The following is an 11,622-nucleotide window of genomic DNA, read 5'->3' on the forward strand; positions in this document are numbered from 1 at the left end:
AAGGTCAACCGCCGCTTCCCGTACGCCCGCTACCTGCGGTTGTACAGCCGCATCGTCACCCAGCCGAAGACGAGGACGAAGACCGCCGACCAGCCCAGGGACCAGGCGACGTCCACGCCCGGCCAGCCGCCCGCCATCAGTTCGCGGACCGCGCTCGCGACGTGGGTGACCGGGTTGTTGTTCACGAAGGCCTGGAGCCAGCCCGGCATGGTCCTCGGGTCGACGAAGACGTTCGACAGGAAGGTCAGCGGGAAGATCACCATCATCGAGACGCCCATGACGGACTTCTCGCTGCGCAGCAGCAGGCCGAACATGGTCCAGATCCACGAGAAGGAGAACGAGAACACCAGGAGCAGCGCGATCCCGAGGAGGACCCCCGGGAGCCCGCCGCCCGGCCGGTAGCCGATGATCACGCCGACCGTCAGCATCACGGCCGAGGCGATCAGATAGCGCACGACGTCACCGAGGAGGTAGCCGACCATCGGCGCCGGGCGCCAGATCGGCAGCGTGCGGAAGCGGTCGAAGACGCCCTTCTCGATGTCGGTGTTGACCGAGACGCCCGTGTACATCGTGATCATCACGACGCTCATCACCAGGATGCCGGGCAGCAGGAACTGGACGTACGAGGAGATCGAGCCGGCCAGCGCGCCCCCGAAGAGGTACGTGTACATCAGCACCAGCATGATCGGGAACGCCGTCACGTCGAACAGCTGCTCCGGCACGTGCTTGATCTTCAGCATGGCCCGCCAGCCGAACGTCATCGAGGCGGAGAGCGCGCCGGGGCGGGGCGGGCGGGTCCGCCTCACGAGCAGTTCCGCGAGCTCCTCCGCGCGGGGGGCCTCGAAGTCGGGGTCGGCCGTGCGCGTGTCCTTGCCGGTGGAGACGGTGGTCATGCCGTCGGTCCTTTCCCGTCCGCCGTGCTTTTCCCGTCCGCCGGCCTTGTCCTGCCCGCCGGTCCTTTCCCGCCCGCCGGTCCTTTCCCGCCCGCCGGTCCTTTCCCGTCCACCGGTCCTTTCCCTTCCGCCGTGTCCTTCTCGCCCACCGGAGCCCCGTCCGTCAGCGCCAGGAACACCTCGTCCAGGCTGGGCTGCCCGAGCGCGAAGCTGTCGACCGTGATCCCGGCCCGCGCCAGCTCCGCGAGCACCCGTGCCGCCTGCTCGGCGGCGCCGAGGTCCGTCCCGTGGCCGTCGACGGTGGCGGTGAGCGCCACCGGGTCCGGGTCGAGCTGCACGGCGGCCCGCAGCGCGCCGCGCAGGACGCGCTCGGCCTCGTGCCGCCGCCCGGGGTCCCGGAGCCGTACGTGCACCGAGCCCGAGCCGACCGAGGCCTTCAGCTCGCCTTTGGTGCCCTCCGCGATCACCTTGCCGTGGTCGATGACGGCGATCCGGGAGGCCAGCCGGTCCGCCTCGTCCAGGTACTGGGTGGTCAGCAGGACGGTGGTGCCCTGGGCGACCACCGCGCGGACGATGTCCCAGACCTGGTTGCGGCTGCGCGGGTCGAGGCCGGTGGTCGGCTCGTCCAGGAAGAGCAGGTCCGGGGTGTTGAGGATGGACGCGGCGATGTCGATGCGGCGCCGCATGCCGCCCGAGTAGTTCTTGATCTGCCGGTCGGCGGCCTCCTCCAGGCCGAACGCCGCGAGCAACTGCGCGGAGCGCTCGCGGGCGGCGGGCCGGGAGTGGCCGAGCAGCCGGGCGAGGAGGACCAGGTTCTCCGTGCCGGTCAGGTCCTCGTCCACGGACGCGTACTGGCCGGTGAGGCTCACCCGCCCGCGGACGGCGTCGGCGTCCTCGACGACGTCCTTGCCGAAGACGCCGGCCCGGCCGCCGTCCGGGCGGAGCAGGGTGGCGAGCATCTTGACGACGGTCGTCTTGCCGGCGCCGTTGGGGCCGAGGACCCCGTAGACGGTCCCGGCGGGGACGCGCAGGTCGACGCCGTCCACGGCCCGGTTGGTGCCGAAGACCTTGACCAGGCCCTCGGTCTCGATGGCGAGGTCGGTCATGCGGTTCCTCCGTCGTCCCCGGTGTCCTCTTCGGCGGGGCTCCGGTCAGTGGGGCGCGGGGCGGCCCGCCGCGTCCTCGTGGGTGGGGAAGGAGCAGTGGGCGGCGACCGTGGTGACCGCGAAGGCCGCGAGGCCGAGCCACAGCCGGTTCAGGGCGGCGGGGCCGCCGTGGCGGGCGACCGTCGTCGCGCAGAGGCCGTACGGGACACCGATCGTGGCCGGGCCGACCCGGCCGGGCGCACTGATCCGGCGTCGGTCGCCGGAGACCGCTGCGTGTGCGGCCATGGCAGGAGCTCCCTACGTCTCCGGCGCGCGCGGCGCCGCTCGCCCCTTGGTTCCCGCACCCTCCAGGGCACACCCGCGACCGGCGCGCCGCAAGTGGATCAACGGGGCCGGCAGCCGGTCGCCGGGCCGCGGCCGGCCGTCCCGTACGGCCGCGTCGACGCGGTCCGCGACCCTCCGGCACTCCTCCACGGGCACCCCTCCTCCGTCGCGCCCCTTGCAGCGAGGGCGAATTTCTTCATTGCACCGGGGAGTCGGCGCTGCCTAAGGGCTGTCCCGTAACTCCAGCCACCGCCTGTCAGTGTCCGGTTCGCCCTGCTTGCCTCTGACTCCAGTGGAGGCACGAGCCGGGGCGCAACTGGACGAGCCGATCTGCATCTGGTGACCCACCTGCCCTCGTCCTGAGTTACGGGACGGCCCTTACTGATCTTTTCGTTAGTTCCGTGGGTATGACGGTCTCGTTGGCGGGATCCTGGTGCGGTGTCTTTCAAGCCTTCACCCCTGGTTCCTCCTTTGACCCGGCCGCAGTTGGCTGAGGCCCGGCGTGTGCGGGCGGCCGAGTTGTTCGAGCAGGGGCGTTCGGGTGCCGAGATCGCGCGGATGCTCGGGGTCGGCGAGGAGAGCGTGCGGCGGTGGAGGCGGGTCTGGGAGGAAGGTGGCGCCGGCGGGTTGCGTCGGCGTCCGGCCAGCGGTCGTCCGCCCAAGCTGGACGATGCCCAGGTCGAGCGGGTGCGGACCGCACTCGAGCAAGGTGCCCAGGCACACGGTTTCGAGGCTGACCTGTGGACTCTGGAACGAGTCGGTCTGGTCGTCGAGCGGGTGACTGGAGTGGTCCTGTCGAGGGCGTCGGTGTGGCGGCTGCTGACCGGCCGGCTGGGGTGGAGTCTGCAGCGTCCCGAGCGGCGGGCGGTGGAAAGGAACGAATCCGAGATCGCCCGCTGGATCGCGCACGAGTGGCCACGGATCAAAAAAGGGCGGTGAACACACGTGCCTGGATCGTCTTCCCCGACGAATCAGGCGTCTCATTGTCGCCGCAGGTCCGCCGCACCTATGCGCCCCGCGGCCACACGCCTCTTCTGCGGCACCGGCTGAACTGGAAGCGTGCTTCCATGGCCGGTGCCTTGGGTTACCACGCCGCTGTTCCCGGGCAGGGGCCACGGTTGTGCTTTCACCTCAAGCCCGGCAGCTACGACACCGCCGGGTTCATCGAGGTCCTGGAGCAGATGAAGACGTTCTACAACGGTGAGCGGGTGGTGCTGGTCCGGGACGGGCTGTCAGCCCATTGGAGCCGGGTCATGCGGGCATGGGTCGCCGAGCAAGACTGGCTCTCCCTGGAGCGATTACCCGCCTACGCACCTGAGCTCAACCCGGTGGAACTGCTGTGGTCCTCGCTGAAAAAACGCGAACTCGCCAACCTCGCCGGCGACCACCTCGCCGACGTTGCCGACGCCACCGAACAGGGCATCCACCGGATCGACGACAACCCGCAGCTGCCCTGGTCCTTCCTCGCCCACACCGGCCTCACCCTCCACCCACCAACCCCACCCAACTAACGAAAAGATCAGTAGCATCGCCACATGGGTGTGGACACCACGGTTCTGGTTGTGGACTGGGCGCGCTTGGTTCAGGTGCCCGCGCAGGACCGGCTGCGGGTGGTGCAGGAGGCGGCGTACGGGAACGACGACGCCGACGGGGAGGGTGATGTCGTCGACGGGTGGGTGTGGCCGGCCGCGGCGGAGCGGTCCTGGCTGGGGCGGTATGAGTTTCGGGGCACGCTCGGCTCGTACGAGCCGCACTTCTGGGCGGCGGAGGGCTGGGAGAAGGCGCGGGGCGCCGTGGGGGGTGAGGTGCGGGCGGCGCTGGACGAGTTCCTGGAGGGGCTGATCTGGTGGGGGCCGCGGGCCGACGTCGATGCCGAGCAGGTCGACCCCGGGGTGTTCCCCTCGCTGGAGGGGCTGTGGCGGTCCGGGCCGGTGATCGTGCGCGGCCCGGAGACGGTGGCGCGGCTGTGGCGGAGCTGGTGCGGGGCCGCGTCCGGGCTGGAGGGGCTGCGGGTGTCGTACGGGGAGCTGGCGGGGCGGGAGCCGGGGCAGTGGATCGCCGGGTTTGAGGAGTTCGCCGAGCTGGTGCGCGGCTGGGCGGAGGTGGTCGGCGAGGCGGAGCGCAGGGGGTGGGGGGTGATCGGCCTGCCGATCTAGCTCGATGGTGCCGGGGTGGTGGGAATGCGTGCCGGCTGGAGATCTGTCTGGTGCGCGAGTGCGGCCCGGGCCGGTTCGAGGTGAAGGTGGCCGGGCGCCGCGCTGTGACCGTGCGGCAGGGTGCGGGAGCGGTGCGGGGTTCTGGGACATGGCGAAGGGCCCGGGCGGATCCGGGCCCTTCGGTCAGTAGCGGGGAAGCGAGCTGTCGCCCGCCACCGGTGCCCTCGCGTCCTGGTTCCCGCTCGCGAGGGGAAGGCCGACGAGCCGGCGCCGACCGAGGAGAAGGCGGACTCTCCGTGGCGGAGCGAGCGGTTCGGCGCTGCTGTACCACTTGCCACTCCGCAATGAACAGCGCGCGTTTTGTGGAATCCCAGCCAACACCAGTGTTTAGCAGTAGTGCCTGTGAACGGCTTCAGCCGTTTGCTTCGTGTAGCCGCTTATTTCGACATTGCTCCAGGAGTAAAGGTTCGTCCCATTGCAGCCTACGTAGACGCTCTGCCCAAGACAGGCCCGCTGAAAACCAGATTGAAACGTAGTTCCATTGCAGTTATGGGCGGGAAGCTTTTTGTTGAGCTCGGTAATGCTGGCATCGAGCCAGACGGCGTAGCCGGAAAAGTTCGAGACCACGACCACCTGCTGAGCATAACCGCTCGAGTTTGCCACGATACAGGTCTGAGCCTTGAACCCGCGCTCCGCGCCCACTGATTCCGTGTCGCCGCAATGCCAGTTGGAGTTGGTCTTGACCTCCTGCCAATTAGCCGACGCGAAGGCAGGCTGTGTACCTACAAGCAGACTCGCCACCAAAGCTACGAGAATGCTCGCCCCCCGCAGCATGCGACGTAGCGAATCTCTCATTATACTCTCCCCAGAAATTAGCCGAAGGAATGCGATAAGTAGCCACTGGCTGCATTGCAGCACGCATGAGAACCGGATGCACTCGTCCTGTGCATTTCAAATCGCGGATGGATCCTACAGCAATATGATCCGTGCGAGGGACGCGACGTCCGCTGGAGCGGGCGGTGCACTCTTATTCGTGCGAGGTGGCGCCGTTCACTTAGAGCTGTCCCGTAACTCCAGATGCCGCCTGCCGGCGTCCGGTTCGACCCGTTTAGACCGACTCCAGTCGAGGCCGCGAGTCGGGGCGCAACCGGACAAGTGGATCGGCCTGTGATGCCCCACTGGTCTTCGTCCTGAGTTACGGGACAGCCCTTAGTCTGCCGCCATGCCCGTCTCCCGAACAGTCACCGCCGAGACGTCCTACGAGGACCGGGGCTCCGGCCCCGTCCTCCTCCTCGTCCACGGCCACCCCTTCGACCGCACCATGTGGGGGCCCCAGCTCGACCGCTTCTCCCGTACGCACCGGGTGATCGCCCCCGACCTGCGCGGCTACGGGTCCACCCCGCTCGCGACGGATGCGAAGGCCGTCGGCCTCGACGTCTTCGCGGAGGACCTGGCCGCCCTCCTCGACCACCTCGGCGTCGAGGACTGCGTCGTCGCGGGCCTCTCCATGGGCGGCCAGATCGCCATGGAGTTCCACCGCCGGCACCCCGGGCGCGTCCGGGGCCTGGTCCTCGCGGACACCTTCCCCGCCGCCGAGACCGAGGAGGGGAGAGCGGCCCGGAACGCCATGGCCGACCGGCTCCTCGCCGAGGGCATGCGGGGGTACGCGGACGAGGTGCTGGACCGGATGATCGCCCCGTACAACACGCACGCCGCGCCCCACGTGCACCGCATGATGTGCGCCACCGACCCGGTCGCGGCGGCCGCCGCCCTGCGGGGCCGGGCCGAGCGGCCCGACTACCGGGAGTCGCTGGCCGCCGCCACCGTGCCCGCGCTGGTCGTGGTCGGCCGGGACGACACGTACACCCCGGTCTCCGACGCGGAGGAGACGCACGCGCTGATCCCCGGCTCCACGCTCGTGGTGGTCGAGCGGGCCGCGCACCTGCCCAATCTGGAGCGGCCGGAGGAGTTCGACGCGGCCCTGGAGGCGTTCCTGCGTTCACTCGAACGGACCGCTTGAGGGTTCGCCGGCGTGCGAACGCTCCCACGATGGGTCCATGAGCCAGAACGACGACGGGACCGCGCGTCCGGGCCAGAGTCACGGCCAGCACGCAGCGCCGCCCCGCAACCCGAACGCAGCGCCGCCCCGCAAGCAGAGCACCGCCGGTGCCTGGGCCTCCGGCGGCACCCTCTTCGCCGGTGTCCTCATGCTGGTCACCGGCTTCATGGACGTCTTCCAGGGCATCGCCGGCATCGCCGAGGACGACGTCTACACCCGCGTCGGCGACTACGTCTTCAAGTTCGACCTCACCACCTGGGGCTGGATCCACCTGATCCTGGGCGTGGTCCTCGTGATCGCCGGCTACGGCATCCTCAAGGGCGCCGAGTGGGGCCGGGTCGCGGGCATCACGCTCGCCTCCCTCAACGTCCTGTTCCACTTCCTCTTCCTGCCCTACCAGCCGTGGTGGTCGCTCTTCTCCATGGCCGTCTCGATCTTCGTGATCTGGGCGCTGGCCACGGACGAGGCGTACGGCCCCGACGAGAGGTACTGAGGGCCGTGGGACGCACCGCCGGCGCCGCCCTGGCCCTCGCCGGGGCGCTCGCCCTCACCACCGGCTGCGACGCCGCCGAGGACGCGGCCGGCGGTGTCGTCTCCTCGGCGACGGCCGCGGTCGCCTCGGCCGCCGAGCGGAAGATGAACGAGGTCAGGGACGGGGTGGACGCCAAGGCCGACGTGAAGGCCGGGGAGCCGCGCGCCGACGGCGACCGGACGGTCGCGGAGATCACCGCGACCAACCCGAAGGACGCCGCCGCCGACTACACGGTCCTGGTCCACTTCCGCGACGGCGAGGGCGAACTGCTCGACTCCGTCGTCCTGAACGTCGACGCCGTGGCCCCGGGCGAGTCCAAGACCGGCACGGCCCGCAGCAACCGTCAGCTCTCGGGCGTGACGGAGGCGGAGATCGGTCGGGCGCTGCGGCACTGAGGGGGCGGGGGGGTACGGGCTCCGGGGAGGTGCGGACCCGGGGTACGGCACCCGGGGACGGGCCCCGTCCGCCGGGGCCGTCCTGCGAGACTGAACGGCGTGGACTCCGACCCCGTTCCCGCCGCCGCGCCGAAGCCGTCGTCCGGGCCGAAGCCCCTGGCCGGACCCGTCGTGACGGGCGCCGTCACGGACCCCTTTCCGCGGCCCGGGCGGGCGGCCGCGCGGGCGGGTGGGCTGCTGCTCGCCGTGCCCGCCCTGGTCACCGCCTGCCGCCTGCTCGACACGGACGGGATCACGCCCGTCCCGCAGCTGCTCTCCTTCCTCCCCTGGCTGACCGTCCCCGCCGGACTCGGCCTGCTCCTGGCCGCCGTCGCCCGCCGCCGGGGCCTCGCCCTCACCGCCGTCGTCGTCCTCGCCGCCACCGCCTGGAGCTCCCTGCCGTACACGACGTGGACCACCGTCGGCCACGGCCTCCCCGTCGCCCGGGTCCGCGTCCTCGCCGCCAACGTCGAGTTCGGCCGGGCCACGGACGCGCTGATCGCCGCCGTCCGGCGCGAGCGCCCCGACCTGGTGTACGTCTCCGAGTGCGACCGCGCCTGCGGACGCGCCCTCACCACGGCCTTCGCGGCCGAACTCCCCCACCACGCCTCCGTCGAGGCCGACGGCTCGGAGGGCTCCGTGCTGCTCAGCGCCCATCCGCTGCGCGACCGGCGGACGATCCCGGCGACCATGGGGATGCCGGGCGCCACGGCCGGGATCGCCGGGCGCTCCGTGCGCGTCCAGCTCGCCCACCCGATGCCGCCGCTGCCGGGCCAGGTGGACGTGTGGAAGCGGGAGCTGGGCCGCGTCCGGGACTTCGCCGCCCTGCGCACGGGCCCGACGCTGATCGCCGGGGACTTCAACGCCTCCCAGGACCACGCCGCCTTCCGCGCCGTCCTCAGGGACGGGCGCCTGCGGGACGCGGCCTGGGCGGCGGGGAAGAGCCGCGCCGCCACCTGGCCCGTGGAGGGCCCGATCCCGCCGTACGTGCAGATCGACCACGTCCTGGTCAGCGACGAGTTCAGCGTGGACGACGTCCGCTTCCTCGACCTCGGCGACACCGACCACCGGGCCGTCCTCGCCGATCTCGACCTGCGGGGAGAGCGCTGATCGGCCACGCTGGAAGGCATGGACAACGAGGAGATCCTGGACGACATCGGCGCCCTGGTCGAGGAGGAGCGCGCCCTGCGGCAGCGCACCGGCGGCCTCCTGCCCGAGGAGCGCGCCCGCCTGGCCGCCCTGGAGGTGCGCCTCGACCAGTGCTGGGACCTGCTGCGCCAGCGCCGCGCCAAGGAGGAGTTCGGCGAGGACCCCGACACGGCGACCCTCCGCCCGGCGGCCGAGGTGGAGTCGTACCGCAACTGAGCATCCGTGGAAGGCCGGTTGCCGGAACCCTCCGGCGGAGTGCCCGGCATGGAGTCGACGGGTACGGAAGCGTCGGACGTGGTCGGGGCGCCGTGGGAGCGGATGCGGGCGCGGGACCGGGACGGCCCGGCCGCCCTGTTCGCGGAGGACGCCGTCGTCGAGCGGCCGGTCGGCGGCGAGCGGATCGTGGCCCGGGACGACCACGTCGCGGTGGACCGCGAGCACCCCGGGGGCTGGTCGATCCGGGTGCTGCGGATCGTGGCCCGGGACGGCGAGGCCGTCTCCGGGGTCGAGGTCCCGCACGAGGGCGTCGGGACGTTCCGCGCGGTGTCGCTCCGGACCGTCCGCGACGGCCGGATCGTCCGGGGCACGGAGTACCGGACGAGCCCCGGCTCGGACCCGCGCCCGGCCTGGCGGACCGCCCGGACCGAGGCCACGTGACCGCTCACCGCCCGGACAGGGCCCATGCGAGCACGCCCCGCCCGGACAGGGCCCGTGTGACCGCTCACCGCCCGGACCGAACCCGTGCGACCACGCCCGCCAGGACAGAGCCCATCCGACCGCTCACCGCTTGGACAGGGCCCGTGTGACCACGCCCCGCCCGGACAGAACCCATGCGACCACGCCCCGCCCGGATAGGGCCCGTGTGACCGCTCCCCGCCCGGACCGAACCCGTGTGACCTCGCCGGGCCGCGCGGACGTCCCGCCAGTACGTTGGGGGACATGGCGCGATCCCGAGGAGCCGGACGGCTCGCCCCGCCCGCCTGGCTGACCGCCGGGATGCGGCCCGCGCCCGCGCCGGTCCCGTGGGCCGCCGTCCTGCGCGCCGCCGTCGCCCTGTCCGCGCCGCTCGCCGCCGGCCTGGCACTCGACCGGCCCGCGTACGGGGCGCTGGTGTCGATGGGCGCCCTGTCCGGGGTCATCGGGGACACCGCCGACGCCTACCGGATGCGGGTCCTCAACATCGCCGTGCCGCAGCTCTTCGGGGCCGTCGGCGTCACCCTCGGCACCCTCGTCTTCGGGCACGGCTGGGCCGCCGTCGCCGTCCTCACCTGCGTCGCGCTGGTCTCCGGGATGATCTCCTCGATCGGCGCGGTCGCCTCCGTCTCCGGCCTCCTCCTGCTCCTGAACGCCGTCGTCGGCGCGGGCCTGCCCATGCCCGACCCCTGGTGGACGGCCCCGCTGCTGCTCGGCCTGGGCGGCCTCGTCGTCCTCGCCCTCACCCTCCTCGGCTGGCCGCTGCGCCGCGCCGCCCCCGAGCGGGCCGCCGTCGCCGCCACCTACCGGGCGGTCGCCGACCTCTACGAGGCCGCCGGCACCTTCGCGTACGACGAGCGGCGGCAGGCCGTCACCGCCGCCCTCGACCACGCGTACGACCTGGTCCTGGCCCGCCGGGCCCGGCAGCACGGCCGCGCCGCCGCCCCGGTCCGGCTGCTCGCGCGGCTCAACGTCGTCGTCCCGCTGGTCGAGGCCGCGCCCGCCGCCCATCTGCGGTCCCGGATCGTCGGCCCGCAGCCTCCGGAGGTCCCGGCGGCCGTGCGGGACCTCGCGGACGCCGTCGCGGAGGGCCGCTCCGACGTCCCCGACCCGGACCTGCCCGCCCCGGAGCGGCCCTCGGAGAAGGCCGTCGACCACGCGCTGCGGCACGCGGCGAGCGTCGTCCGCGAGACGGACCCCGAGCGCCACGACGCCGACGACCGGCTCGGCCGGCCCGCCGCGCTCCGCGTCCGGCTCCGCCGCACCACCCGCGCCGTCCTCCTCTCCGGCGCGTCCTGGCGCTACGGCCTGCGGCTCGCGCTCTGCATCGGTCTCGCCCAGGCCCTGGTGTCGCTGGTCGCCGTGCCCCGCTCGTACTGGGTCGCCCTCACCGTCACGTTCGTCATGAAGCCCGACTTCGGCTCGGTCTTCTCCCGGGCCGTGCTGCGCGCCTTCGGGACCGCCCTCGGCCTCCTCCTGGCCGCCCTCGTCCTCGCCGAGGTGCCCCGCGGCTGGTGGGACGTGCCCGTGACGGCGGTGCTCGCGGCCCTGATCCCGGCGTTCTCCGCGAAGGGGTACGCCTTCCAGACGGCGGCCGTCACCCCGGTGATCCTGCTGCTCTCCGACGTCCTCAACCACCAGGGCTTCGGCCTCGTCCTGCCCCGCCTCTACGACTCGCTCGTCGGCTGCGGGATCGCCCTCGTCGCCGGCTACCTGCTCTGGCCCGAGTCCTGGCACACCCGGATCGGGGACCGGCTCGCGGACGCCGTCTCCGACACCGCCGACTACGTGGCCCTCGCGTTCGCGGGCGGGGAGCGGCCCGACCGGAGCGCCCGGCTGCGGGCCCGCCGGGCGCTCTACCGGGACCTGTCGACCGTCCGCTCCGAGTTCCAGCGGGCCCTGACCGAACCCCCGCCGACCGGCCCCCGGGCCGCCGCCTGGTGGCCGCTGGTCGTCGCCGTCGAGAGGGTCGTGGACGCCACCACCGCCGCCCGCGTCCGGATCGACCACGGCGCCCCCGCCCCGGACCCCGCCGAGGCCGCCGAGGTGGAACGGGAACTGCGCGAACTCGCCGAAGGGCTACGGGCGGACGACACCCTCGCGGAGGTCCGCACCGAACTGCCCGGGGACGAGAACGGAGTCCTCGAACCGCTCCGCCAGGAGGTCCGCGCGGCCCGCGCCGTCGCCGGTCCCGACCTGCGGTGAACCTCCCCCGGGGGGCGTGCGGGAGAACTTACCGGCGGTCACGGAACGGAACCCTCCCCACCGCCGTTACC

General features: G+C 72.6%; 14 protein-coding genes. 10 read left to right on the forward strand and 4 right to left on the reverse strand.

All coding sequences use genetic code 11. The annotated features are described in order from the left end of the window. Window positions 1–29 precede the first annotated feature (29 nt). Genes OO47_RS06315 through OO47_RS06325 form a run of 3 tightly spaced genes read right to left on the reverse strand, consistent with a single transcriptional unit; the run spans window position 30 to window position 2,284 of the window. Window positions 30–893 (reverse strand): ABC transporter permease, encoded by an 864-nt coding sequence (locus OO47_RS06315; RefSeq protein WP_030206386.1) that lies wholly within the window; start codon window positions 891–893, stop codon window positions 30–32. Then, entirely contained in the window at window positions 890–1,999 is a 1,110-nt protein-coding gene (locus OO47_RS06320; RefSeq protein WP_407696285.1) for an ATP-binding cassette domain-containing protein, read from the reverse strand. The genes OO47_RS06315 and OO47_RS06320 overlap by 4 nt, the downstream gene beginning before the upstream one ends. Before the next feature lie 45 nt (window positions 2,000–2,044). After that, entirely contained in the window at window positions 2,045–2,284 is a 240-nt protein-coding gene (locus tag OO47_RS06325) for a hypothetical protein (protein ID WP_051715237.1), read from the reverse strand. 477 nt (window positions 2,285–2,761) lie between these two features. Between OO47_RS06325 and OO47_RS06330 the strand changes: the two genes are divergently transcribed. Genes OO47_RS06330 through OO47_RS06340 form a run of 3 tightly spaced genes read left to right on the forward strand, consistent with a single transcriptional unit; the run spans window position 2,762 to window position 4,479 of the window. After that, complete coding sequence (locus OO47_RS06330) at window positions 2,762–3,262, forward strand: winged helix-turn-helix domain-containing protein (RefSeq protein WP_106969347.1); 501 nt, start codon at window positions 2,762–2,764, stop codon at window positions 3,260–3,262. Next, window positions 3,259–3,834, forward strand: coding sequence for a transposase (locus OO47_RS06335; protein ID WP_030206394.1), 576 nt, complete (start codon window positions 3,259–3,261; stop codon window positions 3,832–3,834). The genes OO47_RS06330 and OO47_RS06335 overlap by 4 nt, the downstream gene beginning before the upstream one ends. Window positions 3,835–3,858: 24 nt before the next feature. Continuing rightward, a complete protein-coding gene (locus tag OO47_RS06340) occupies window positions 3,859–4,479 on the forward strand; it encodes a hypothetical protein (protein ID WP_030206401.1) in 621 nt (206 codons plus the stop codon). Between the two features lie 387 nt (window positions 4,480–4,866). On the opposite strand, the gene OO47_RS36780 is transcribed toward OO47_RS06340, so the two are convergent. After that, on the reverse strand, window positions 4,867–5,280 hold the full coding sequence (locus tag OO47_RS36780; protein WP_158708636.1) for a hypothetical protein: 414 nt from the start codon (window positions 5,278–5,280) through the stop codon (window positions 4,867–4,869). 421 nt (window positions 5,281–5,701) lie between these two features. Between OO47_RS36780 and OO47_RS06345 the strand changes: the two genes are divergently transcribed. The 7 genes from OO47_RS06345 (at window position 5,702) to OO47_RS06375 (ending at window position 11,551) form a co-directional block, all read left to right on the forward strand. Next, on the forward strand, window positions 5,702–6,499 hold the full coding sequence (locus tag OO47_RS06345; protein ID WP_030206404.1) for an alpha/beta fold hydrolase: 798 nt from the start codon (window positions 5,702–5,704) through the stop codon (window positions 6,497–6,499). A gap of 37 nt (window positions 6,500–6,536) precedes the next feature. Beyond that, window positions 6,537–7,031 carry a DUF7144 family membrane protein gene (locus tag OO47_RS06350; RefSeq protein ID WP_051715239.1) on the forward strand — a complete coding sequence of 165 codons (495 nt, stop codon included), beginning with the start codon at window positions 6,537–6,539 and terminating at the stop codon, window positions 7,029–7,031. 5 nt (window positions 7,032–7,036) lie between these two features. Beyond that, complete coding sequence (locus OO47_RS06355) at window positions 7,037–7,465, forward strand: hypothetical protein (protein ID WP_030206407.1); 429 nt, start codon at window positions 7,037–7,039, stop codon at window positions 7,463–7,465. A gap of 99 nt (window positions 7,466–7,564) precedes the next feature. Next, window positions 7,565–8,614 (forward strand): endonuclease/exonuclease/phosphatase family protein, encoded by a 1,050-nt coding sequence (locus OO47_RS06360; RefSeq protein WP_234323095.1) that lies wholly within the window; start codon window positions 7,565–7,567, stop codon window positions 8,612–8,614. 18 nt (window positions 8,615–8,632) lie between these two features. After that, window positions 8,633–8,869 carry a DUF2630 family protein gene (locus OO47_RS06365; protein ID WP_030206409.1) on the forward strand — a complete coding sequence of 79 codons (237 nt, stop codon included), beginning with the start codon at window positions 8,633–8,635 and terminating at the stop codon, window positions 8,867–8,869. 48 nt (window positions 8,870–8,917) lie between these two features. Beyond that, on the forward strand, window positions 8,918–9,310 hold the full coding sequence (locus tag OO47_RS06370; RefSeq protein WP_030206411.1) for a nuclear transport factor 2 family protein: 393 nt from the start codon (window positions 8,918–8,920) through the stop codon (window positions 9,308–9,310). Between the two features lie 282 nt (window positions 9,311–9,592). Beyond that, entirely contained in the window at window positions 9,593–11,551 is a 1,959-nt protein-coding gene (locus OO47_RS06375) for an FUSC family protein (RefSeq protein WP_030206415.1), read from the forward strand. Window positions 11,552–11,622 lie beyond the last annotated feature (71 nt).

It is taken from the genome of Streptomyces bikiniensis, from assembly GCF_000716625.1.
Lineage (GTDB): Bacteria > Actinomycetota > Actinomycetes > Streptomycetales > Streptomycetaceae > Streptomyces > Streptomyces bikiniensis.